22 protein-coding genes are annotated in these 24,229 nt (G+C 63.7%); 16 read left to right on the forward strand and 6 right to left on the reverse strand.

Translation table 11 applies throughout. The annotated features are described in order from the left end of the window. Nucleotides 1–5: 5 nt before the first annotated feature. Both AC3CCE_RS14810 and AC3CCE_RS14815 read left to right on the forward strand, forming a co-directional pair. Nucleotides 6–947 carry an LLM class flavin-dependent oxidoreductase gene (locus AC3CCE_RS14810; RefSeq protein ID WP_352626364.1) on the forward strand — a complete coding sequence of 314 codons (942 nt, stop codon included), beginning with the start codon at nucleotides 6–8 and terminating at the stop codon, nucleotides 945–947. Beyond that, nucleotides 944–2,194, forward strand: a complete 1,251-nt coding sequence (locus tag AC3CCE_RS14815) for an LLM class flavin-dependent oxidoreductase (protein ID WP_352626363.1) — start codon at nucleotides 944–946, stop codon at nucleotides 2,192–2,194. The genes AC3CCE_RS14810 and AC3CCE_RS14815 overlap by 4 nt, the downstream gene beginning before the upstream one ends. Before the next feature lie 12 nt (nucleotides 2,195–2,206). Here the strand turns inward: AC3CCE_RS14815 and xdhC are convergent, their stop codons facing one another. The 4 genes from xdhC to uraH form a co-directional block, all read right to left on the reverse strand. After that, nucleotides 2,207–3,226, reverse strand: coding sequence for a xanthine dehydrogenase accessory protein XdhC (xdhC, locus tag AC3CCE_RS14820; RefSeq protein WP_488377153.1), 1,020 nt, complete (start codon nucleotides 3,224–3,226; stop codon nucleotides 2,207–2,209). Between the two features lie 74 nt (nucleotides 3,227–3,300). Beyond that, nucleotides 3,301–5,667, reverse strand: coding sequence for a xanthine dehydrogenase molybdopterin binding subunit (xdhB, locus tag AC3CCE_RS14825; RefSeq protein WP_023671377.1), 2,367 nt, complete (start codon nucleotides 5,665–5,667; stop codon nucleotides 3,301–3,303). Next, entirely contained in the window at nucleotides 5,667–7,148 is a 1,482-nt protein-coding gene (gene xdhA, locus AC3CCE_RS14830) for a xanthine dehydrogenase small subunit (protein WP_023746345.1), read from the reverse strand. The genes xdhB and xdhA overlap by 1 nt, the downstream gene beginning before the upstream one ends. Nucleotides 7,149–7,151: 3 nt before the next feature. Next, nucleotides 7,152–7,526, reverse strand: coding sequence for a hydroxyisourate hydrolase (gene uraH, locus AC3CCE_RS14835; protein ID WP_023694734.1), 375 nt, complete (start codon nucleotides 7,524–7,526; stop codon nucleotides 7,152–7,154). Nucleotides 7,527–7,710: 184 nt separating this feature from the next. Between uraH and puuE the strand changes: the two genes are divergently transcribed. The 4 genes from puuE to AC3CCE_RS14855 are packed head-to-tail and all read left to right on the forward strand — an operon-like array spanning nucleotide 7,711 to nucleotide 11,113. Beyond that, entirely contained in the window at nucleotides 7,711–9,129 is a 1,419-nt protein-coding gene (gene puuE, locus AC3CCE_RS14840) for an allantoinase PuuE (RefSeq protein ID WP_352627384.1), read from the forward strand. Between the two features lie 32 nt (nucleotides 9,130–9,161). Further along, entirely contained in the window at nucleotides 9,162–10,019 is an 858-nt protein-coding gene (locus AC3CCE_RS14845) for a bifunctional allantoicase/(S)-ureidoglycine aminohydrolase (RefSeq protein WP_488377154.1), read from the forward strand. Then, entirely contained in the window at nucleotides 10,016–10,516 is a 501-nt protein-coding gene (locus AC3CCE_RS14850; protein WP_023700406.1) for an ureidoglycolate lyase, read from the forward strand. The genes AC3CCE_RS14845 and AC3CCE_RS14850 overlap by 4 nt, the downstream gene beginning before the upstream one ends. Before the next feature lie 3 nt (nucleotides 10,517–10,519). Beyond that, nucleotides 10,520–11,113, forward strand: coding sequence for a nucleoside deaminase (locus AC3CCE_RS14855; protein WP_023700405.1), 594 nt, complete (start codon nucleotides 10,520–10,522; stop codon nucleotides 11,111–11,113). A 10-nt stretch (nucleotides 11,114–11,123) separates the two neighbouring features. Here the strand turns inward: AC3CCE_RS14855 and AC3CCE_RS14860 are convergent, their stop codons facing one another. Continuing rightward, nucleotides 11,124–11,435: a BrnA antitoxin family protein gene (locus AC3CCE_RS14860; RefSeq protein ID WP_023671384.1), complete on the reverse strand. Its 312-nt coding sequence runs from the start codon at nucleotides 11,433–11,435 to the stop codon at nucleotides 11,124–11,126. After that, nucleotides 11,422–11,676: a BrnT family toxin gene (locus AC3CCE_RS14865; RefSeq protein ID WP_023700404.1), complete on the reverse strand. Its 255-nt coding sequence runs from the start codon at nucleotides 11,674–11,676 to the stop codon at nucleotides 11,422–11,424. The genes AC3CCE_RS14860 and AC3CCE_RS14865 overlap by 14 nt, the downstream gene beginning before the upstream one ends. 182 nt (nucleotides 11,677–11,858) lie before the next feature. Here AC3CCE_RS14865 and AC3CCE_RS14870 point away from each other — a divergent pair, with 182 nt between their 5' ends. From AC3CCE_RS14870 to AC3CCE_RS14915, 10 genes are all read left to right on the forward strand, one after another. Beyond that, nucleotides 11,859–13,844, forward strand: a complete 1,986-nt coding sequence (locus AC3CCE_RS14870) for a CocE/NonD family hydrolase (protein WP_352627387.1) — start codon at nucleotides 11,859–11,861, stop codon at nucleotides 13,842–13,844. A gap of 154 nt (nucleotides 13,845–13,998) precedes the next feature. Continuing rightward, nucleotides 13,999–15,585, forward strand: coding sequence for an ABC transporter substrate-binding protein (locus AC3CCE_RS14875; protein ID WP_023671387.1), 1,587 nt, complete (start codon nucleotides 13,999–14,001; stop codon nucleotides 15,583–15,585). A 16-nt stretch (nucleotides 15,586–15,601) separates the two neighbouring features. Continuing rightward, nucleotides 15,602–16,561 carry an ABC transporter permease gene (locus AC3CCE_RS14880; RefSeq protein WP_023671388.1) on the forward strand — a complete coding sequence of 320 codons (960 nt, stop codon included), beginning with the start codon at nucleotides 15,602–15,604 and terminating at the stop codon, nucleotides 16,559–16,561. 9 nt (nucleotides 16,562–16,570) lie between these two features. After that, complete coding sequence (locus AC3CCE_RS14885; RefSeq protein WP_023671389.1) at nucleotides 16,571–17,395, forward strand: ABC transporter permease; 825 nt, start codon at nucleotides 16,571–16,573, stop codon at nucleotides 17,393–17,395. Further along, nucleotides 17,395–19,050 carry an ABC transporter ATP-binding protein gene (locus AC3CCE_RS14890; protein WP_023695964.1) on the forward strand — a complete coding sequence of 552 codons (1,656 nt, stop codon included), beginning with the start codon at nucleotides 17,395–17,397 and terminating at the stop codon, nucleotides 19,048–19,050. Before AC3CCE_RS14885 ends, AC3CCE_RS14890 begins: the two co-directional genes overlap by 1 nt. Before the next feature lie 64 nt (nucleotides 19,051–19,114). Beyond that, nucleotides 19,115–19,954 (forward strand): alkaline phosphatase family protein, encoded by an 840-nt coding sequence (locus AC3CCE_RS14895; RefSeq protein WP_023822089.1) that lies wholly within the window; start codon nucleotides 19,115–19,117, stop codon nucleotides 19,952–19,954. A 249-nt stretch (nucleotides 19,955–20,203) separates the two neighbouring features. Then, entirely contained in the window at nucleotides 20,204–21,394 is a 1,191-nt protein-coding gene (locus tag AC3CCE_RS14900) for an integrase core domain-containing protein (RefSeq protein WP_488377155.1), read from the forward strand. A gap of 179 nt (nucleotides 21,395–21,573) precedes the next feature. Continuing rightward, nucleotides 21,574–22,140 carry a sigma-70 family RNA polymerase sigma factor gene (locus AC3CCE_RS14905; RefSeq protein ID WP_023683483.1) on the forward strand — a complete coding sequence of 189 codons (567 nt, stop codon included), beginning with the start codon at nucleotides 21,574–21,576 and terminating at the stop codon, nucleotides 22,138–22,140. 14 nt (nucleotides 22,141–22,154) lie between these two features. Then, nucleotides 22,155–22,823 carry a hypothetical protein gene (locus AC3CCE_RS14910; protein ID WP_023703636.1) on the forward strand — a complete coding sequence of 223 codons (669 nt, stop codon included), beginning with the start codon at nucleotides 22,155–22,157 and terminating at the stop codon, nucleotides 22,821–22,823. After that, nucleotides 22,813–24,222, forward strand: coding sequence for a S8 family serine peptidase (locus tag AC3CCE_RS14915; protein WP_352624112.1), 1,410 nt, complete (start codon nucleotides 22,813–22,815; stop codon nucleotides 24,220–24,222). The genes AC3CCE_RS14910 and AC3CCE_RS14915 overlap by 11 nt, the downstream gene beginning before the upstream one ends. Nucleotides 24,223–24,229: the final 7 nt, after the last annotated feature.

Here is a 24,229-nt window from a genome sequence, read left to right on the forward strand (position 1 = left end):
CCACAATGCATCTTGCCGTTTCGCTCAACATTACTTCCGGGCAGCCGCTCGGGTTCAGCGACCTGGCCGGTTTTGCCAAGCAAGCGGAAGCGGCGGGGCTGGACATGATTGTCCTCGATGATTCCGCGCCGAACAGCGCCGGGTCGAGTTCTTTCGAAGCGACGACCTTGCTGGCGGCGCTGGCGACGGTGACAAGTCGGATCGGCCTTGTCGCTGCAGCCTCGACGGTGGCTCACCAGCCGTACAATCTGGCGCGCCGTTTTGCTTCGCTCGACATCATCAGCCATGGCCGCGCCGGCTGGCACGCGACCATGGCGCAGGCGCCACGGGAAGCCGCCAATTTCAGCCGGCCGGATGGATTTTCCGACGATGTGTTCCGCCGCCGCACGCAGGAATACATCGGCATCGTTCAGCGCCTGTGGCAGGGCTGGGATGCCGACGCGCTGCTGTTCGACAAGATCGGCGGCCGCTTCCACGATCCCGAAAAAATGCACCTGCTCGACCACAAGGGCGAATTTTTCTCCGTGCGCGGGCCGCTGAACGTCGCGCGCTCGCCGCAGGATACGCCGGTGCTGGTGCTGTCCGGCCTGTCCGAGGCCGACCTGGATATGGCCGCCCGCACCGCCGATGTCGTCCTGCTGGACAGACCCACAAAGGACCCCAAGGCGCGCCATGACGATCTCAAGCGCCGCGTTGTGGCCTGCGGACGCGATCCGGGTGCGGTCAAGCTGCTGCTGAACGTTGGCGCAGATGTCGCTGCCAACGCGCTCGAAACATGGTTCAGCTCGCAAAGCTGCGACGGGTTCAACATCGCAATACCGCCTGCGGCGATTGACGGTTTCATCGGCCGCGTGCTGCCGGAATTGCAGCGCCGCAGCCTCGTCCGCCCGGATTATCCCGGCACCACCTTGCGCTCTCATCTCAGACTTGCCGGAGGAGCGCAATGACCCGCCAGATGAAGCTTGGCGCCTTCCTGTGGGCGACGGGCCACCACATCGCCGCCTGGCGTCACCCCAAGGCGCATGTTACTGCAGGCATCGACATCGATCATTACATCCAGCTGGCGCGCACGGCGGAAGCGGCGAAGTTCGACATGGTGTTCTGCGAGGACGCCGCCGGTCTGCGCGAAGCCAATGTCGGCATCGCCAGCCAGACCTCACGCTCGATCGGCTTCGAGCCGATCAGCCTGCTGTCCGCGCTCGCCGTGCAGACCAGCCGCATCGGCCTCGTTTCGACGGCGTCGACCAGCTACAACGAGCCCTACGGCCTGGCGCGCACCTTTCTGTCGCTCGATCATCTGAGTGGTGGCCGGGCTGGCTGGAACCTGGTGACGTCGGCCAGCCCCATCGAAGCCGCCAATTTCGGCGCGACGGGCCTGAAACCGCATGCCGACCGCTACGAGCGGGCGCGCGAATTCGCCGAGGTGGTATCAGGACTTTGGCAAGGCAGTGGCTTTCACGGTCACAACGGGCAGAGCTTTTCGGTGCGCGACCCGCTCGACCTGCCGCGCTCGCCGCAGGGCGCGCCGGTGATGGTGCAGGCCGGCGCCTCGGATGTCGGCCGCGACCTTGCCGCCCGCACCGCCGACGTCGTGTTCACGGCGGCGCAGACCCTCGAGGAAGCCAAGGGCTTTTACGACAACCTCAAGGGCCGTATGGCTGCCTATGGGCGGGAACCCGACGACATCAAGATCATGCCCGGCGTCTCCCCGGTGGTGGCAGACACCGAGGCCGAAGCGCGGGAGAAACAGGAGGAATTGCAGGCGCTGATCCCCGACGATGTCGGCGTGGCGCTACTGTCCAGCTATCTCAGCATCTCCGATCTCGGGAGCTATCCGATCGACGGACCGATGCCCGAGCTGCCGGAGACCGAGGGAATGAAAAGCCGCCAGGCGCTGGTCATCGAACAATCGCGCCGCGACGGCCTGTCGATCCGCCAGCTTGCGCGCCATTTCGCCGGCGCACGTGGCCATTGGCGTATCGTCGGCACGCCGGCGCAGATCGCTGACGAATTGCAGGCGCGGTTCGAGGGCGGCGGCGCGGACGGCTTCAACGTCATGCCGTCATACTTCCCCGGCGAGCTCGATGCCTTTGCCACGCTGGCGGTGCCGGAACTGCAGCGGCGCGGACTGTTCCGTCGGGAATACGAAGGCAGCACCTTGCGAGATCATCTCGGCCTGAAGCGGCCTGCTTAGCCGCGCCGAAGCTTAGCCGGCCATCATCTTATGCTGGACTTGATGGTCGGCATTCGGCGCGGTGTTGTGAACGACCAGTGCCGTCATGATCTCGGCTGCCGCGAGCGCCGCGATCACCGGCGGGCGCTTGTCCCTGACGGCGTCGCCGCCGATCGGGGAGACGAGGCGGGCCAACTCAGCCTCCGTGCCATCCGCCGATTTCAGGAACCAGTTCCTGAACGTCGCTCTCTTGGTTTTCGAGCCGATCATGCCGACATAGGCCGCGTCGTCGCGCTTCAGCGCCTCGGCGACGATGAGGAAATCCAGCGCATGGTCGTGGGTGAGGATGGCGAAGGCGGTGCCGGCGGGGGCGTTTCGCACCTCGGCCTCGGGCATCGGCGTCAGCAGCGTCTCGACGGTTTCCGACATGCCTTCCAGCGCTTCGGCCCGCGTCTCGATGACGACACCACGCACGGGAAGAAGTGCAACGGTCGAGGCCAGCGCCTGGCCGACATGGCCGCCGCCGAAGATATAGACATGCGGCAGGTGGGCTTCCTCGGCTTCTGCGGCCGCGATCAGCTCGGCAGCAAGCGCGGCATCGACGATACGGATCAAGACTTCGACGCGCCCGCCGCAGCACTGGCCGATCTCGGGACCTAGCGGCACGTCAAGCGTGGCGCGGACTTCATCGACCGCGATGCGGGCTTCTTTACCCTCCCCCTTGTGGGGAGGGTCGGTGAGCGGACGCCGCGTGGCGGCGTCCGCGAAACGGGGTAGCTTGGCACGATCGTCCGCACCCCCACCCCGGCCGGCTTCGCCGGCCGACCCTCCCCACAAGGGGGAGGGTGAAGACCCCACCATCTGCCTCGCCTTGTCGATCGCCATGTACTCGAGCTGACCGCCGCCGATCGTGCCAAAAATCGCCGCCTGCGATACGAGCATGAAGGCGCCCTTCTCGCGCGGAGTCGAGCCTTTGGTGCCGGCCACTTCGACCAGAGCAAGCCGGCCGGCGCTGGCGAGAAAAGCTCTGAGGCTTTGCACTTTCGACTTCATATTTCGCATTCCCGTACGGGAAATATAGGGTTTTTCAGTCTGAATTGCACGTTTTGCCAGAATCCAGGTCAGAGTCAGGCGCTATTCTTGGCTTCACCCTTCAGCCGTTCGATCGCCATCAGCACCCGTTCTGGTGTTGCAGGAGCGTCGAGACGCGGACAGACCTTATGATCGGCCACACTTGCCACCGCGTCCGACAGCGCATGCAGCACAGACATGCCGAGCGGGAAGGGCGGTTCGCCGACCGCCTTGGAACGGTGCACCGTCGGCTCGTTGGCCTCCGGCCAGTCGGCCAGCGTGACGTTGAATATCTTCGGCCGGTCGGACGCGAGCGGGATCTTATAGGTCGACGGCGCATGCGTGCGCAGCCGGCCCTTGTCGTCCCACCACAGCTCCTCCGTCGTCAGCCAGCCCATGCCCTGGATGAAGCCGCCCTCGATCTGGCCGAGATCGATGGCGCGGTTCAGCGAGCGGCCGGTTTCATGCAATATGTCGGTGCGCTCGACGACATATTCGCCGGTCAGCGTGTCGACCGAGACTTCCGAGCACGAGGCGCCATAGGCGAAATAATAGAACGGACGGCCCTCGCCCTTGTCACGGTTCCAGTGGATTTTCGGCGTCTTGTAAAAACCCGCCGCCGACAGTTGGATGCGGGCCATATAGGCCTGCTTGACAAGGTCGGTGAAGGCGATCTCCTGGTTGCCGATGCGCACCCGGTTGGGCAGGAAAAGCACCTGCTCGCGCGGCACCTGGTATTTTTCGGCGGCGAAGTCGGTCAGCCGTTCCTTGATCTGGCGGGCGCCGTTCTGCGCCGCCATGCCGTTGAGGTCGGTGCCGGACGACGCCGCGGTGGCCGAAGTGTTGGGCACCTTGCCGGTGGTCGTCGCGGTGATCTTGACCTGGTCGAGGTCGATCTGGAACTCTTCCGCCACCACCTGCGCCACCTTGACGTAGAGGCCTTGCCCCATCTCGGTGCCGCCGTGATTCAGATGCACCGAACCGTCGGTGTAGACATGCACCAGCGCGCCGGCCTGGTTGTAGTGGGTGGCTGTGAAAGAGATGCCGAATTTGACCGGCGTCAGCGCCAGGCCGCGCTTGATGAAGCGGCTGTTGGCGTTGAAGGCCTGGATGATGCGGCGGCGCCCCGCATAGTCGGCGCTCGCCTCCAGCTCGGCGACGATGCGGTGGATGATGTTGTCCTCGACCGTCTGGTGATAAGGGGTGACGTTGCGGCCCCCGTCTTTATCACCACTGGTGCCATAAAAATTCTGCTTGCGGATTTCGAGCGGGTCCTTGCCGACGGCAAAGGCAACCTCGTCGATGACGCGTTCGGCGCCGACCATGCCCTGCGGGCCGCCGAAGCCGCGAAACGCCGTGTTCGACACGGTGTTGGTGTAAAGCGGCGCCGATTGCGCATGCACCGCCGGCCAGAAATAGGTGTTGTCGCAATGGAACAGCGCGCGGTCGGTGACCGGGCCGGACAGGTCCGAGGAAAAGCCGCAACGCGCCGCGAACATGAAGTCGACGCCAAGAATGTTGCCGGCGTCGTCGAAACCTACTTCGTAGTCGACGAGGAAGTCATGGCGCTTGCCGGTGGCAATCATGTCGTCGTCACGGTCGGGCCGGATCTTGACCGCGCGATGGTGTTTCTTGGCGGCGATCGCAGCCAATGCCGCAAACTGGTTGCCTTGCGTCTCCTTCCCGCCGAAGCCGCCACCCATGCGGCGGATTTCCACTGTGATGGCGTTGCTCGGCACGCCCAGCGCATGGCTGACCATATGCTGGACTTCGCTCGGATGCTGGGTCGAGGAATAGATGGTGACGTCCTGGTCCTCGCCAGGAATGGCCACTGCGATATGGCCTTCGAGATAGAAATGCTCTTGGCCGCCGATGCGCATCTTGCCCTTCAGCCGGCGGGGCGCCGCCTTGATCGCGGCAGCGGCATCGCCACGCTTCAGCGTGAGCGGCGGCGTGACCAGCTTGTCCTTGCGGGGGTCGAGATCGCCAATGTCGGTGACGAAAGGCAATGGACTGTATTCGACCTTGGCCAGCCGGGTGGCGCGGCGCGCCTGTTCGCGCGTCTTGGCAATAACGCAGAAGATCGGCTGACCATAAAACTGCACCTTGTCGTCGGCCAGCACCGGCTCGTCGTGTCGACCGGTCGGCGAAATGTCATTTTCGCCCGGAACGTCCTTGGCCGTCAGCACATCGACGACGCCCGGCGCCGCGCGCACCGCCGACAGATCCATTTTGCTGATCGTCGCATGCGTCGCCGTGGACAGGCCGAGGCAGCCATGCAGCATGCCCGCCGGTTCCGGCATATCGTCGATATAGACCGCGCTGCCGCTGACATGCTTGTGCGCGGAATCGTGGCGCTGGTCGGCGGCGACGCCACCGGAAATCTTCTGCGCCTTGAGATCTGGAGAGGCGTGCTTGTTCATCAGGCCGCCTCGTTGCGTGACACCTGGAACGGCGCCTTGCTGCCGCTGGTTTCGGCAAAAAAGCGCAGCAGCAGGTTCCTGGCCGCCAGCGCCCGGTACTCGGCCGATGCCCGCATATCGGTCAGCGGGGTGAAATCGCCGGCATATTCAGCCATGGCCGCTTCCACCGTTGTCTCCGTCCACGGCTTGCCGAGCAGCGCTTTTTCGACACCGAAAGCCCGCTTCGGGGTGGCCGCCATGCCGCCATAGGCGATGCATATATCGGCCACGGTTCCGTCCTTGGCCAAGTCGAGGAAAAAGGCGCCAAGGGCTGCGGTGATGTCCTCGTCGCGGCGCTTGGTGATCTTGTAGACGGCAAACTTCGTGCCCTTGGCCGGCACGGGAACGTGCACGGCCTCGACGAATTCGCCTGGCTGCCGGTCCTGCTTGCCATAGGCGATGAAGAAATCCTCGAGCGCGATGGTGCGCCGCTTCTTGCCGCGGCGCAGCGTCAGTTGCGCACCAAGCGCGATCAGGGGCGGCGGCGTGTCGCCGATCGGCGAGCCATTGGCGATGTTGCCGCCAATGGTGCCCATGTTTCGTACCTGTTCGCCGCCGATGCGGTCGAACAATGGCCCGAGCGCGGGGATGCGCTTGGCCAGTGTCGCGAAGGCGTCGGTGTAGGTAACGCCGGCGCCGATGGTGATGACGTCATTGTCTTCGGAGATCGCGCACAGCCCCTCGAGATTGCCGATGAAGACTACCGGTGAGATGTCGCGCATGTGCTTGGTGACCCACAGGCCGACGTCGGTCGAGCCGGCGACAACAGTGGCGTCGGGTTCCTTATCCAGTACAGCGGCGAAATCATCGGCGTTGGCCGGGACGATCAACCTCAGCTTGCCGGCGCCGATTTCGACGCGGGCACCGTCATGCATAGCCTCGAGCCTGGCGGTGATCGCCTTGCGCTCGGCCGCCAGCGGATCCTTCGCCGCCTTGCCGTAGCTGGAGATGGCACGCGCGGCGCGCATGATTGCCTCATAGCCGGTGCAGCGGCAAAGATTGCCTTGCAAGGCCTTCTCGATCGCCGCATTCGACGGGTCCGGCGACTTCATCCACAAGCCGTAGAGCGACATGACGAAGCCCGGCGTGCAGAAGCCGCATTGCGAAGCGTGGAAATCAACCATCGCCTGCTGCACCGGATGCAATTGGCCAGGCGCGCCGCGCAGATGCTCGACGGTGACGACATGGGTGCCGTCGAGCGAACCGAGGAAACGGATGCAGGCGTTGACGCTTTCATAAACCAGCTTGCCGGCGGACAATTTTCCGACCAGGACCGTGCAGGCGCCGCAATCGCCCTCGGCGCAGCCTTCCTTGGTGCCGCGCAGCGAGCGGTCGAGCCGCAGCCAGTCGAGCAAGGTCGCGTCGGGCGCCACCGACGACAGCGCGACATCCCTGCCATTGAGGATGAAGCGGATCTCGTTGCGTATGGTGATCTTGGCCATGCGTCAGCTCCCCCTGTAGGTCGAGTAGCCATAAGGAGAGATAAGCAACGGCACGTGATAATGCACGGATTCCGCCATGCCGAAGCGGATCGGCACACTGTCGAGGAAGGCCGGTTCCGGCAGTTTGGTGCCCTGGCCGCGTAGATAGTCACCGGCGGCGAACACCAGTTCGTATTCTCCAAGGCGGAATTCCGCTCCTGCCAGCAGCGGCGCATCGCAGCGGCCGTCGGCATTTGTGACGACGGTCTTCAAATGTATCCGCGCGTCGCTCTCAAGATGATAAAGCGCGATCGACAGGCCCGCCGCCGGCTTGCCGGTCGCGGTGTCGAGCACATGCGTCGTCAGACGTCCGCCATCGGCTTTCGACGTTTCTGCCACTGGCGCCTCCCATTTCCGATACAGCCGAACAAAGCAGTGAATTGTGCGCCAATTAAAGGCGATGCATAAGTCCCGGTCGAGCGGAGTGGCACAAAAACACTTTCAAAAATTTCGGGGGAATGCGCGAGCAACCCTTTCGACTATCCTGATCATAACTTCCGGCAGCGTCCGGCGGGGAGGGGCAATGCGTTACTCTAGAGACATGCGCGGCTACGGAGCCAATCCGCCGGATCCGAAATGGCCGGGCGGTGCGCATGTGGCCGTCCAATTCGTCGTCAACTACGAGGAAGGCGGCGAGAACTGCGTGCTGCACGGCGACAAGGCCTCGGAAGCCTTTCTGTCGGAAATCGTCGGCGCCGCGCCCTGGGTCGGCCAGCGCCACTGGAACATGGAATCGATCTACGAATATGGCGCGCGGGCAGGCTTCTGGCGGCTGCTGCGCCTGTTCAGCGAGGCGCAAGTGCCGGTGACCTGCTACGGGGTCGCCTCAGCATTAGCCCGGTCGCCCGACCAGGTGGCGGCGATGCAGGAGGCCGGCTGGGAAATGGCCTCGCACGGGCTGAAATGGATCGACTACCGCGACCACAGCGCCGAGGACGAGCGCCGCGACCTCGAAGCGGCGATCAAGCTGCACTACGAGGTGACAGGCCAACGGCCGACCGGCTGGTACACCGGCCGCACCTCGGTCAATACGGTGCGGTTGGTGGCCGAAGAGGGCGGCTTCGACTATGTGTCGGACACTTATGACGACGAACTGCCCTACTGGTTCGAGCACGGCGGCGGCGCGCAACTCGTCATCCCCTACACGCTCGATGCCAACGACATGCGTTTCGCCACGCCGCAGGGATTCAATTCCGGCGACCAGTTCTTCGCCTATTTGAAGGACAGTTTCGACACGCTCTATGCCGAGGGCAAAGCGGGCCGGCCGCGGATGATGAATATCGGCCTGCATTGCCGCCTCGTCGGACGTCCCGGGCGGGTGGCGGCGCTGAAGCGCTTCGTCGACTATGTCAGATCGCACGACAAGGTCTGGCTGGCACGGCGCATCGATATCGCCAGGCACTGGCAGGAGAACCACCCCTACCAGCCGGCGGCGCTCAAGCCGTCGAAGATGGCGTTCGAGACCTTCGTCGACACTTTCGGCGGCGTGTTCGAACATTCGCCCTGGATCGCCGAACGTGCCTATGAGCTGGAGCTTGGGCCGGCGCATGACAGCGCCGGCGGCCTGCACAATGCGCTCTGCCGCGTCTTCCGCGCCGCCAGCGAAACCGAGCGGATCGGTGTCCTCAACGCCCATCCCGATCTCGCTGGCAAACTGGCCGAAGCGAGACGCCTCACTGCGGAATCCACACGCGAGCAGGCCTCCGCCGGCCTCGACGCGCTGACCGACAAGGAGCGCGAGCTGTTTTCCAAGCTCAACGCCGCTTACGTCACCACCTTCGGCTTTCCCTTCATCATCGCGGTGCGGGGCAAGACCAAGGAGGAGATCCTCGCCGAGTTCGAGGCGCGCATCGGCAACAGCCGTGGCGTAGAACTCGATACCGCCTGCAAACAGGTCGAGCGCATCGCGCTGCTCCGCCTGAAAGACATGCTCCCGCTCTAATGAAATGACTGAGGGGTCAGGACCCAATGGATATGATCAAGACTGACCAGAAAACCTATTATGCACCGCATGGCGGCCATCCCGGCCAAAATGAGCTTTTGACCGGCCGCGCCGTCTTCACCGAAGCGTATGCCGTCATCCCCAAGGGGGTGATGCAGGACATCGTCACAAGCCCCCTGCCGTTCTGGGACGAGACCAGGGCCTGGATCATCGCCAGGCCGCTGTCGGGTTTCGCCGAGACATTTTCGCAGTACATCGTCGAGGTCCTGCCCGGCGGCGGCAGCGACCGGCCCGAGCCGGACGCCGGCGCCGAGGGCGTGCTGTTCGTGGTCGAGGGCGAGTTGACCGTTTCGCTGGCCGGCAAGAAGCACGTGCTGCAAGCCGGCGGTTTTGCCTTCCTGCCGCCGGACAGCGGCTGGACGGTGCGCAACGAAGGTCGCGACGCCGTACGCTTCCACTGGATCAGGAAGGCCTATGAGGCCGTCCACGGCATCGACGCGCCGGAAGTCCTGTTCAGCAGTGACCAGCAAACGGCGCCGACGCCGATGCCCGGCACCGAGGGTCGCTGGGCGACGACCCGTTTCGTCGATCCGGCCGACATGCGCCACGACATGCATGTCACCATCGTCACGCTCGAGCCCGGCGCCGTCATCCCGTTTGCCGAGACGCATGTCATGGAGCACGGGCTCTATGTCTTGGAAGGCAAGGCGGTCTACCGCCTCAACCAGGACTGGGTCGAGGTCGAGGCCGGCGACTTCATGTGGCTGCGCGCCTTCTGCCCGCAGGCCTGCTACGCGGGCGGCCCAGGCAAATTCCGCTATCTCCTTTACAAGGACGTCAACCGGCACGCCAAGCTCGGCGGGGCGGGCATTGGCGGTCGCGCGCGGTGACCCGCATCACAGCGCGGCCGCTGACCCGCGAAAGCTTTGCCGGCTTCGGCGATGTCATCGACATGGGCGGCGGCAATCACTACCCGATCAATGGCGGCAAGACCGAGCGCTACCACAATCTCGCCACCGCTGAAGCCGCGGGACCGAATGCCTGCGTGCTGATCTCGATGGCGCGCGGCACGCCTTACGACCTGCCGCTGAAGCTGACCATGGTCGAGCGCCATCCCTTAGGCAGCCAGGCGTTCATCCCGCTGTCACCGCGGCCTTTCCTGGTCGTCGTCTGCCATGACGGCAAGGACGGTCCGGGCGAGCCGCACGCCTTCATCACCGCACCCGGGCAAGGCGTCAACTATCCGCGCAATCTCTGGCACGGCGTGCTGACGCCGCTCGGCGAAGCGCAGGATTTCGTCATCGTCGACCGCGGCGGTGACGGCTCCAACCTCGAAGAGTTCCATTTCTCGCACACCTACGAAATCCATCTCCCCAACGAGACCTGAGAAATGACCGACATATCGCTGATCGACCGCCTGCTCGATGTCATCGAGCACGACATCGTGCCGAAAACGGCAGAGGGCGTGGCCCATGGGAACAAGCTGTTCGGCGCCGCCATCCTGCGGAAGGGCGACCGCTCGCTGGTGCTGGCCGAAACCAACAACGAGATGGAAAATCCGCTCTGGCATGGCGAGGTGCACTGCCTGAAGCGTTTCTATGAAATGCCGAAAGCCGAGCGCGTCGACACCAAGGACGCCATCTTCATCGCCACGCATGAGCCCTGCTCGCTCTGCCTGTCGGCGATCACCTGGACCGGCTTCGACAATTTCTACTACCTCTTCAGCCACGAGGATTCACGCGACAGCTTTGCGATCCCGCACGATCTGAAAATCCTGAAAGAGGTCTTCACTCTTGATCCCGGCGGCTACAATGCCGAGAACACTTATTGGAAGAGTTTTTCCATTCGCAGGCTGGTGCGGGCGCTGCCCGAGGCCGAGCGCGGCCGGCTTGAGGCAAGGATCGGCAATATTTCCGCCCGCTACGACGAACTGTCCGGCGCTTATCAGGCGCGCAAGGCCGAAAACGACATTCCGCTGAACTGACGCGGATTGCCTAGCCTACCTTCGCGTTTTTCAGCACCTCGTTGATCCTGGCCTGCCAGCCCTTGCCGGTCGCCTTGAATTTACTGATGACATCCTGATCCAGACGGATGGACACGACTTGCTTAGGCTTCTCCACGGCTGGCCGGCCACGAGCACGCCTTATGCTCTCGAAAAGTTCTGGAAACACTTCCGCGAAAGGCCTGGCTTGCGCCAACTGTTCGTCTGTCGTCTCCGCATCGTCGGGATCATCAACAATTTGTCTTTGAATTTCCACTTCCTCCGCATCGGTAAGCGGTCGAACACGCGATTTAGGATTGTTCATATACTGACCTTTCCTTTCGGCTGGCACGGCGCATCGAGATCACCGAAATCGCCTCCGAACCAAGCGGCTTGAAAATCACGGCCAGGATGATCTCTCCGAATTCGCCAATCGCCTTGAACCGGTCGGCCTTGGCTGGAAGGACGGTTGAAGTCGCAAAAAACTCAATATCGAGTTCGGCAAAATCGAGACCCCGGCTGTCCAGGTTCGTCACGCGCTTTGGCTCATCCCAAACGATTTTCAGGCGAAACCATCCTCATCACGTTGGGTTCAGTTAATAGATGTAATACATTAATTATAATCCTGCAACATCAGGGCAAAACAATCGGGCTACATATCGTGGCGTCGTCGCGGCGACACCGGCCGTCGCCCGTTTGACTTCATGACATGCCCGCTTCATGCGTCACTGACATCCTGGAGCATCGCATGAAAACCATCACCGAATTTCCCCGCAAGGTCGTCGAATTCCCCGATATGGGCATCGTCATGCCGGATGGTTGCCGGCTGTCGGCGCGGGTTTGGATGCCGGAGGACGCCAGCAGCGATCCGGTGCCGGCGATCCTCGAGCACCTGCCCTACCGCAAGCGCGACGGCACCATCTTTCGCGATCAGCTGACGCATCCCTATTTCGCCGGCCACGGCTACGCCTCGATCCGCGTCGACATGCGCGGCAATGGCGATTCCGAAGGGCTGATGGACGACGAATATTCCGAACAGGAATTGCAGGACGCCTGTGATGTGATTGCCTGGGCGGCAGCACAGCCCTGGTGCAATGGCAGCGTCGGCATGATGGGCATTTCCTGGGGCGGCTTCAACTGCCTGCAGGTAGCGGCCAAGCAGCCGCCGGCGCTGAAGGCGGTGATCAGCCTGTGCTCGACCGTCGACCGCTACGCCGACGACATCCACTACAAGGGCGGCTGCCTTTTGACGGAAAATTTCGGCTGGGCCTCGACTATGTTGTCCTATTCGTCGCGACCGCCGGATCCGCTGATTGCGGGCGACAATCGCTGGCGCGACCTCTGGCTGACGCGGCTGGAGAACCAGTCTTTCCTTCTGCCGCTCTGGCTCAGCCATCAGCATCGCGACGCCTATTGGAAACGCGGTTCGATCTGCGAGGATTTCTCCGCGGTCAAAGCCGCCGTGCTGTCGATCGGCGGCTGGCATGACGGCTACCGCAACACGATCTCGCATCTGGTCACCAACATCCAGGCGCCGGTGAAGGGCATTGTCGGGCCATGGATCCACAAATACCCGCATTATGCCGAACCCAAACCCGCCATCGGCTTCCTGCAGGAGGCGTTGCGCTGGTGGGACAACTGGTTGAAGGGCGTCGACACCGGCGTCGAGGCCGACCCGGACTACCGCGCCTATGTCATGGACAGTGTGCGGCCGGCGCGCTGGCACACGGAGCGGCCGGGCCGTTGGGTGGCCGAACAGGAATGGCCGTCTCCCAACATCAAGGTCGGGGCGATCGAACTCATTGCTGACGGCGTCAGGCCGGCGATCGTGGCGACCCCGCAAAGCTGCGGGCTCGCCGGCGGCGAATATTTTCCCTTCACCTTTGGCCCGGAACTGCCCGGCGACCAGCGCCCGGACGATGCGCTGTCCGTCTGCTTCGATCAGCCTGTGCTTGCCGAGGCACTCGACATCGTCGGCGCGCCGGAGCTTCTCATCCGGGTGTCGTCCGATCGCCCGCAGGCGAACATCGCGGTGCGGCTGTGCGACGTGCACCCCGACGGCGCCTCGGAACTGATCTCCTACGGCGTGCTCAACCTGACGCATCGCGCTTCGCACGAACAGCCGCAAGCGCTGGTGCCGGGCGAAACGGTTTCGGCGCGCGTTATTCTCGACCAGTGCGCCTACCGCGTGCCGGCCGGACACCGCCTGCGCATCGCTGTTTCCAACGCTTACTGGCCGATGATCTGGCCGTCGCCGGAGCCGGTGCGGCTCGACCTTTCAGCGGCGACGCTGAGGCTGCCGCTGCGCCCGCTCGCAAAAAGCGACGAGACTTCATTCCAGTCTCCCGAAGGCGCAACACCCTGGGCAACCGAGACAGTTCGTACAGCGAATTCCGAGCGTCACGTCGATCGCGATGAGAAGACCGGCATCGTCACGCTGTCGATCACGGATGATTTCGGAGAAGTGCGCGATCTCGCGCATGGACTGGCCAATGGCAGCATTGCCCGCGAGAGCTGGACGATCCACCCCGACGACCCGCTGTCTGCCTCGGGCCGCACGCACTGGACGCAGACCTTGTCGCGAAACGGATGGTCGGTGCGCACCGAGACGTCGGCTGAAATCCGCTGCGATGCGCAAAACTTCATCGTCAGCGCCAGAATCGCAGCCTATGAGGGCGAAACGCTGGTTTTCGAACGCGATTTCGAAGAGACGATCCCGCGCGACCTGCTCTGAGCGTCCACCCGACTGGTCCAGTTGCGACGCACGATTTACGCCACGGCATGTCGCATTCCGTCTTGCTTACGGCTTTGCCTTCCGGTCAATATCCCTTTGGTAACAACAAGCAAAAAACGACCATAAGGTCGAACCAACAGAGTGAGGAACTCAAATGTCCAACGAACTCGAATATCTGAGCCGGCGCGTTGCGTCCGGCAAGCTGAGCCGTCGTGATTTCCTCGGCCGCGCCGCCGCACTCGGCGTCACAGCGCCCTTCGCCAATATGCTGCTTTCCAGTGCGGCTCGTGCGGAAGGCCCGGTCAAGGGCGGCACGCTGAAGGCCGGCCTCGTCGGCGGCGAATCCACGAACAGCCTGGACCCGGCTTTGTTCATGACGCAAGTGCCGTTCGCTTTTGGCAAGATGTGGGGCGAACTGATCGTCGAGCTGTCCCCGGAAGGCAAGCTCGAGAACCGCATCGCCGAAGAGATCGGCTCGTCGGACGACGCCAAGGTGTGGACGCTGAAAATCCGCGACGGCGTCGAATTCCACAACGGCAAGACGGTGACCGCTGAGGATGTGGCGGCAACGCTCGAGCGCCATTCCGATGAAAAGTCGAAGTCCGGCGCGCTGGGCTACATGAAGGGCATCGACAGCATCAAAGCCAGTGGCAAGGAAGTCGTCCTGACGCTGAAGGAGGCCAACGCCGACCTTCCGTATCTCCTCAGCGACTACCACCTCATCGTCCAGCCCAACGGCGGCAAGGACAAGGCGGATGCCGGCATCTCGGCAGGACCCTACAAGGTCACCACCAACGAGCCCGGCGTGCGCCATGGCGGCGAGCGCTTCGCCAATTACTGGCAGGCCGACAAGATGGGCCATGCCGACCAGATCGAGATCATCGTCATCAACGACGCGACCGCGCGCACGGCGGCCCTGCAGGGCGGCCAGGTCAACATGATCAACCGCGTCGAGCCGAAGATCGTCGACCTGATCAAGCGCGTACCGGGCGTCACCATCCGCAACCATGCCGGCCCCGGCCACTATGTCTTCATCATGCATTGCAACACCGCGCCCTTCGACAACAGCGACCTGCGCATGGCGCTGAAGCTCGCGATCGACCGTGAGGAGATGCTGAACAAGGTGCTGCGCGGCTACGGCTCGCTCGGCAACGACTTCCCGATCAATTCGTCCTATCCGCTGTTTTCCGAGATCGAGCAGCGCAAATATGATCCCGACAAGGCCAAGTTCCACTACAAGAAGTCGGGCCATGACGGCACCGTGCTGCTGCGCACCTCCGACGTCGCCTTCCCGGGCGCGGTCGACGCCTCGCAGCTCTTCCAGCAGAGCGCGGCCAAGGCCGGCATCAAGATCGAGCTCAAGCGCGAGCCCGGCGACGGCTACTGGAACGAGGTCTGGAACAAGCAGCCCTTCTGCGCCTCCTATTGGGGCGGCCGCTCGACCCAGGACCAGATGTACTCGACCGCCTATCTGTCGACCGCCGACTGGAACGACACCCGTTTCAAGCGTCCGGACTTCGACAAGCTGGTGCTGGCTGCACGCGCCGAACTCGACGAGACCAAGCGCAAGCAGATGTACCACGACATGGCCGTGCTGGTGCGCGACGAGGGCGGCCTGATCCTGCCGATGTTCAATCAGTTCATCGATGCGACAGGCGCCAAGGTCGGCGGCTGGGTCGACGATCCGCATCAGGAGCTGATGAACGGCTACGCGCTGGCGAAGTGCTGGCTCGAAGCCTGAGCCCGGCTTTGCGGATATGTCCTCACCCGTCGTGAAACTTGTGGCCCAGCGCGTTGCGCTGGGCATCGTCCTCTTGCTGGCCGTTTCGGTCCTGATCTTCGCCGGCACCCAGATCCTGCCCGGCGACGTCGCGCAAGCCATTCTCGGACAGTCGGCGACGCCGGAATCGCTCGCCAATCTGCGCGAGCAGCTCGGCCTGAATCAGCCGGCTTACATCAGGTATTTCCATTGGCTAGGCGGTGTGCTCACCGGCGATCTCGGCACGGCGATGTCGAGCGGCCAGGATATTGCCACGTCGATCAAGGGGCGGCTGTGGAACACGCTGTTCCTCGCCTTCTGGGCTGCGATCGTGGCCGTGCCGCTGGCCATCATCCTCGGCCTGATCGCCGTGCGTTACCGCAATGGCTGGGTCGACAAGCTGATCTCCGGCCTGGCGCTCGCCTCGACATCTTTCCCGGAATTCTTCATCGGCTATGTGCTCGTCTATTTCTTTGCCGTGAAGTATCAATGGTTCCCGGCCATTTCCACGGTCTATGACGGCATGCCGTTCGGTGAGCGCATGCAGGCGATCGCGCTGCCGGCCACCGCGCTGACGCTGGTTGTGCTGGCGCATATGATGCGCATGACCCGCGCGGCCATCCTCAACGTCATGCAGTCGGCCTATGTCGAGACGGCGGAACTGAAAGGCCTGTCGGCCTTCAACGTCATCCGCAAGCATGCTTTCCCCAATGCCATAGCGCCGATCATCAACGTGGTCATGCTCAACCTCGCCTACCTCATCGTCGGCGTCGTCGTGGTCGAGGTGATCTTCGTCTATCCCGGCATGGGACAATATCTGGTCGACCACGTCACCAAGCGCGACGTGCCGGTGGTGCAGGCGGTCGGCCTGGTCTTCGCCGCCGTCTATATCAGCCTCAACATCATTGCGGACATCGGGGCGATTGTCGCCAATCCGCGCCTCAGACATCCGAAATAGGCGGCGGGCATGCTCGACATCAAACGCATCCCCATCCCCGCACTGATCGGCATCGTGCTGACAGCTATGTTCGTGCTGGCGGCAGTTTTCGCACCGTTGATCGCACCGTACGGCAATGCCGAAATCGTCGGCGATGTCTGGGAACCGATGACGGCGGCACATTTGCTGGGCACCGACAATCTCGGTCGCGATCTTCTGTCGCGCATGATCTACGGCGCTCGCATCACGCTGTTCATTGCGGTGCTGGCCACCGCGCTGTCATTCTCGCTCGGCGCCATCCTCGGCTTTTCGGCGGCGGTGTTCGGCGGCTGGTTCGACACGCTGCTGTCGCGCCTTGTCGATCTGCTGATGTCGATCCCGACCTTGATCATGGCGCTCGTCGTGCTTTCGGTGCTGCCGACCAACCTGGTGACGCTGATCCTGGTGATGGGCGTCCTCGACTCGACCCGCGTCTACCGGCTGTCGCGCGCGGTGGCCGTCGACATCAACGTCATGGATTATGTCGAGGCCGCCAAGCTGCGGGGCGAAGGCAGCGGCTGGATCATCTTCCGCGAGATCCTGCCCAACGCGCTTTCGCCGCTGGTCTCGGAACTTGGTCTGCGCTTCATCTACGCGGTGCTGTTCTTGTCGACGCTCTCCTTTCTCGGGCTTGGCGTGCAACCGCCGGATGCCGACTGGGGCGGCATGGTCAAGGAGAACAAGGACGGCATCGTCTTCGGTATCGGGGCGGCACTCATTCCCGCCGCGGCGATCGCAGCACTGGCGATTTCGGTCAATCTGGTCGCCGACTGGGTGCTCAACCGCACGACAAGCCTGAAGGGAGGACGCGGGTGATGGCTGACACAAAAGCAAAGCCCGGCCTGCTGCTCGATATCCGCAATCTGCGCATCGAAGCGACAGTGTTTCCGCCCGGCGAGGCGCCGAAGAACATCGTTTTGGTCCACGATGTCTCGCTGACGCTGGAAAAGGGCAAGGTGCTCGGCCTGATCGGCGAGTCCGGCGCCGGCAAGTCGACCATCGGCCTGTCGTCGATGGGCTATGGCCGTGGCGGCGTGCGCATCACCGGCGGAGAGGTGCTGCTCAACGGCCGCGATATTCTCAAGGGCGGCAAGGAAGGTTTCCGCAAATTGCGCGGCCGCGAGGTCTGCTATGTCGCGCAGTCGGCGGCCGCGGCCTTCAATCCGGCGCACAAGCTGATGGACCAGGTGGTGGAAGCAACGCTGCTGCACGGCACGGCGACACGCGCCGAGGCAGAGAAACGTGCCGTGGCGTTGTTCAAGAAGCTCAGCCTGCCGAACCCCGAAACCATCGGCGAACGCTTCCCGCACCAGGTCTCCGGCGGCCAGTTGCAGCGCGTGATGACGGCGATGGCGCTGTGTTCGGAACCCGACCTGATCGTCTTCGACGAGCCGACCACGGCGCTCGACGTGACGACGCAGATCGACGTGCTGGCGGCGATCAAGGACGCCATCCGCGACACCCATGTCGCGGCGCTCTACATCACCCACGATCTTGCCGTCGTCGCCCAGGTCTCGGACGAGATCATGGTGCTGCGCCATGGCAGGTTGGTCGAATGGGGCGGCACCCGCCAGATCATCAAGGAGCCGCGCCAGGAATACACCAATGCGCTGGTCTCGGTGCATGAGATCGAGCATGCCGAGCAGAAGCCCGGCGCCGCGCCGTTCCTGTCGGTCAAGAACGTCACCGCCGCTTACGGCGGCAGCCACGTCAAGGTGCTGAAGAACGTCTCGGTCGACATCTATCCGGGACAGACGCTGGCCGTCGTCGGTGAATCCGGCTCCGGCAAGTCGACGCTGGCGCGCGCCATCACCGGGCTGTTGCCGCCGGAAGAAGGCACCGTCACCTTCGACGGCAGGCCGCTCGCCAACAGGCTTGCCGACCGGCCGAAGGAGGATCTGCGGCAATTGCAGATGATCTACCAGATGGCCGACGTGGCGATGAACCCGCGCCAGACCGTCGGCACCATTATCGGCCGGCCGCTGGAGTTCTATTTCGGCATTCGCGGCCGCGAGCGCGACAAACGTGTCGCCGAACTGCTCGATGAGATAGAGATGGGCAAGGGCTTTCTCGACCGCTATCCGGCCGAACTCTCCGGCGGCCAGAAACAGCGCGTCTGTATCGCCCGCTCGCTCGCCGCCAAGCCCAAGCTGATCATCTGCGACGAGGTGACATCGGCGCTCGACCCGCTGGTGGCCAACGGCATTCTCAAGCTGCTGCTCAACCTGCAGCAGCACGAGAAGGTCGCCTACCTCTTCATCACCCACGATCTGGCGACGGTGAAGTCGATCGCCGATTCGATCGCGGTGATGTATCGCGGCGAGGTGGTGCGCTACGGCGCCAAGAGCAAGGTGCTGACGCCGCCCTTCGACGCCTATACCGACCTGCTGCTGTCGTCCGTTCCCGAGATGGAGATCGGCTGGCTGGAAAAGGCGATCAAGGGACGGCGCATGGCGAGCGCGGGGAACTAGTAGGGAATTCGCGGCCTTTGTCGCGAAAACTTCCTTCAACGGCAAAAGCTTTCCGGAGCCGCCCATGGCGCTCAAGACCAAACTGCTGCTCATCATTCTCGACGGCGTGCCCTACCGGAACTGGCGCCGGCTGATGGGCAATCTCGAGGGCTGGGTGCAGTCGGGCGAGGCGCAGGTGTGGAAGATGCGCTCGGTGCTGCCGTCGACCTCGGCCTGCTGCTATGCCTCGATCCACACCGGGGTTTCGCCGCAGGAGCACGGCATCCTATCCAACGAGAACCGTTTTCTCGTCAACAAGCCGGATATTTTCTCCGAGGTCAGCAAGGCCGGCGGCAAGACCGGCGCAGTGACGCATTCCTACTGGTCGGAATTCTTTCGTTCCTATCCGTTCGATCTGGTCGAGGACATGGAGTATGACGAGCCCAGCGGACCGATCGCGCATGGCCGCTTCCACACCATGACCGGCTACAATTTGCGCAACCAGATGACGCCGAGCGATGTCGATTTGTTTGCCACACTGACCCAGCTGACCCGGCGCCACGCCATCGACTACGGGATCCTGCACACCTGCACGCTGGATTCGATGGGCCATCGCTTCGGCCATGACTGCCACGAAATGGACCATGCCTGCTATGCGATGGACGGCATGCTGGCAGCCTTTCTGCCGGGATGGCGGCAGGCCGGTTACGAGGTGATCGTCACCGCCGACCACGGCCAGACAGACCGCGGCCATCATGGCGGCCATGACGACGAAATGCAGGATTTCGCGCTGTATTATTTTGGGGAAGGCAATGGGCCGGATCCGGACACGCTGCTCGATCAGCTGCAGCTGGCGCCGACGGTGCTGAAGCGGCTGGGTGTGCCGGTGCCGGAGACCATGAAGGCTAAGCCGTTTTTGGGGTGACGGAGGTCGTCGCTGAGCCGCCGTTCGCTACCCCCTCTCCCCGTCACTATACGGGGAGAGGGTAAGGGTGAGGGGCAGCGCTAACATCAAAATAAATACCCCAACGCCGGCGCCGCCCCTCATCCGCCTGCCGGCACCTTCTCCCGTATAGTGACGGGGAGAAGGGAGACGTGTCCGAACCGGATAGATAGGTAACAGAATGGACCGATAGCATGGGTGACAGTTTTCTTGTCCGCCGGAGGACCGGCGATGGTTTGGCGAGAGACTGGCATCATGGACGAGCGGCTACGGTTTGTTGTGGAGTGTCTTTCTGGGGATGAGACGATGGTTGCGCTTTGTGCGGCCTACGGGATCTCACGCAAGAACGGCTACAAATGGCTAGGACGCTATCGGACGTTTGGGCCTGAGGGTTTGCACGACCTGCCGCGAGCCCCGCTCAATCATGGCCGGGCGACAGCTCAGGATCTGGTTGAGCGGATTGTGGCGGCCAAGGAGCTGCATCCGCTTTGGGGTCCAAAGAAGATCGTGGCACGGCTCAGGCGCACGGCTCGCGAGTTCATGTGGCCTTCAGCCTCGACGGTCGGCGCGATCCTTGCGCGGCATGGGCTTGTCCGCGCCCGCAAGCGACCCCGCCTGCGGGCCTGCGGCAATGGACCCTGGCCACAGCCGCTGGAGCCGAACGCGGTGTGGACTGGCGATCACAAGGGCTGGTTCCGGACCCGCGACGGCTGGCGTTGCGAACCCTTGACGGTGATGGATGCGTCGAGCCGCTATCTTCTGGCGCTCGAAGCGACGGGGTCGACGGCCGATAGCGAAGCCTGGCCGGTGTTTGAGCGGCTGTTTGAAGAGCATGGCCTGCCGGATCGCTTCAGAAGCGACAATGGCCCGCCCTTCGCATCGGCCGGCGTCACCGGGCTGACGCCGCTTGTCGTGCGCTTCATCAAGCTCGGCATCACCTTGGAGCGGATCGCACCCGGCAGGCCACAGCAGAACGGACGTCACGAGCGCTTTCACCTGACCATGCTGCCGATGGCCGAGGCACCGGAAGCCGACCGAACGGCACAGGGCCAGGCCTTCGAGACCTTCCGCCACAGCTACAATGAGGAACGTCCCCATGAGGCGCTGGGCATGGATACGCCCGCCCAGCACTACCGGTCCTCACAGCGCGCCATGCCCAGGACACCACCCGAGCCCGTCTATCCGGCCGAGGCCTCGGTCCGCCGCGTGCGCCACAATGGCGAGATCCGATGGAATGGCGGCTTCATATATGTCTCGCAAGCGCTGGCGGGCGAACCGGTCGCTGCGTTGGAGACCGAAGACGGACAATGGACACTCTCATTCCATGCCCACCCGCTCGGCATCATCGACACACGGCACATGAAGCTTGTCCGCCGCAGCGCCGCGCCAACCAATCCGCTTGGCGCTGCGGCGGACGCATAGGGGGAGAGAAGTGTCACCTACGTATCCGGTTCAAAGTGTTACCCATCTATCGGCTGGACAGACGCTCTGGCAACACTCCCTCTCTTCGGTTAGCTTCGCCAAAATTCCTTGGCGGAAGGATGAACCTTTTTGAACCTATCGGCGACAGAGCAGACAGGAGCCAGGCGGCTCGACCGGCCATGACGGCAGCGACCGAGACTGATCGCGCGCTTGTCGACCGGGTCGCGAAGGGCGACCGTGCCGCTGTTCGGCTGCTGTTCATGCGTCACCACGCGCGGGTCTACCGCTTCGTGGTGCGCCAGACGGGATCGGAAATGATGGCCGACGATATCGCAAACGAGGTCTTTCTCGAGCTGTGGCGCCAGGCGCCCGGTTTCGAAGGGCGCTCGGAAGTCTCGACATGGCTGCTCGGCATCGCCCGGTTCAAGGCGCTGTCGATGCTGCGCAAGAAAAAAGAAGACTGGATCGATGACGATGATGCGGCGCAGGTTCCCGATGGCGCCGACACGCCGGAAGTCGCCACCATGAAGGAAGACAAGGGCGCCGCCTTGCGGCGCTTCGTCGATGCCTTGCCGGAGGAACACCGCTCGGTGATCGACCTTGCCTATTACCATGGACAGTCGGTGACGGAGATCGGCGAGGTACTCGGCATCCCGGTCGCCACTGTCAAGACCCGAATGTTCTACGCCCGCAAGAAACTCGGCGAAGCCCTCAAGGCCGCCGGTTACGACAGGGGGTGGCCATGAGCAATCCTGAAGACATGAGCGCCGCTGAAAAAATGTCGCGCCGTGACGAAATGGAAACGCTGCTGCCGTTCTACCTGAACGGCTCGCTGGAAGGCTCGGACCTCGAAGCCGTCGAGGAATGGCTGGCGTCCGATCCGGCGGCGATGGCGGCGCTTGGCGAGGCTGAGGCGGAATTCTCCGGCGCCACCGCCGCCAACGAGGCGATCCGGCCACCGGCCGATGCGCTCAGCCGCTTTGCCAGGGCGCTCGACGCCGAAGCCGGACCGGTCCGCGCTCCCGCGGGCCGTTCCTGGCTGGCGCAGGCACTCGGCCGTTTCATGGCGGTGCCGGTCGGTGTCGCCTGGGCGGCAGCGGCGGTGCTGCTGGCGTTGGTCGTGGTGCAGTCCTACGTGCAGACCGGCGGCAAGAGCCATGATTTCGAGATTGCCGGCGCCGAGGATGATCTGGCCAAACTGCCGTTCGCGCTGGTCAAGTTCAAGCCGGATGCGAAGATGTCCGACATCGCTGTTTTCCTCGACCAGAACGCGCTGAAGATCGCCGGCGGGCCGGCCGCCTCGGGCGTCTTCCGCATTGCCATCCCGGTCAAGACCGGAGCAGACTACACCAGGCTCGTCGGCCTTATTGCCGCCCAGCCGTTCGCGGAGACTGTGATCGAGGGAAGGAAACCGGTTGATGGCAGCTAGGGCGGTCATTCGATTTGCGGCGATCCTGGCGGCGACGACAATCGTCGCCGTGCCGGCGTCGGCGCAGACCAATGATCCCAATGCCGGCCGGGCCGACTGCACCGACGCGGCCGGAGCGGCGGCTGCCGACTGCCCGAAAGACGGCAATGAGGCCAACGTCGGCGGCGAACCAGGCGCAGTTACCCTTCCGGCCCTGATCGTCGACCTGTTTCCCAACCCACCGGCTCCCGTAGCGCCCGTGCCGACGCCGCGGCCGTCAGCGCCGCCTGCCGACACGCAGGCCGGGCCACCCGCCGGCGGGGCGATCGTTTCGCCGACCGATCTTGTCGCGACCGCGCCGCGCCGTGCCATCGCCGGCGAGTTCGTGCCCGACGAGGTGCTGGTGACCGTCGACGGCGATGCCGGCGCCGTCCAGCAGATCGCCGCCTCCTTCGGCCTTGAAGTGCGCTCGCAGCGCCAGTCGCGGCTGCTCGGCACCACGCTGGTGCGCTTCGGCATTCCCGACGGCCGCCCGGTCGGCGCCGTGCTGGCGCAGCTGGCCGCCGATGGCCGCACCCTGCGGCGCGAGCCAAACCATATCTATTCGCTGCAGCAGGCGGCCGGCATCGTCAACTATGCCTTCGAGCGCATTCAGCTCGACAACAAGCAAGCCAGTGGCGAAAACGTGCGCATCGCCGTCATCGACACCGGCATAGACGACACCAATCCGGCGCTGACCGGCGTCATTGCCGACCAGTTCGACGCCATGCCCAACGTGCCGGTCGAAAAGCGTGACCACGGTACCTCGGTCGACGGGCTGATCGCCGGCGTCGGCGCGCTCGAAGGCATGGCGCCCGGCGCCAGGATCTATCACGCCCGCGCCTTCGAGGACGGCAGGTCGACCATGGATGTCATCCTGTCGGCGCTCGACTGGGCGGCGGACCAGAATGTCAGCATCATCAATATGAGTTTCGTCGGCCCCAAGAACGATCTGCTCGCCACCGCCTGCCGCAATGCGCGCGGGCTCGGCATCATCCTGGTCGCTGCTGCCGGCAACAACGGGCCGAAAGCGCCCTATGGCTACCCCGCCGCCTATGACGGCGTGATCGCGGTCACCGCCACCGACGCCAAGGACGGGCTGATGCAGCAGGCCAATCGCGGCGCTTATGTCTTCATCTCGGCGCCCGGCGTCGAGATGGTGGCGCCGAGCGGCGCCGGCTCTGACGTCGTCACCGGCACCTCGTTTGCCGCCGCGATCGTGTCCGGCGCTATCGCCAATTTGATCCACGCTTCACCCGAGCGCTCCGCCGACGACATCGAAAAGGCGCTGGCCGCCACCGCCAGGGATCTCGGTCCGAAGGGACGGGACAATGATTTCGGTTATGGGCTGCTGGATACGAAGGCGGCGGCGAACAAGTAAACCGGGC

It is taken from the genome of Mesorhizobium sp. P160187 (assembly GCF_057766425.1).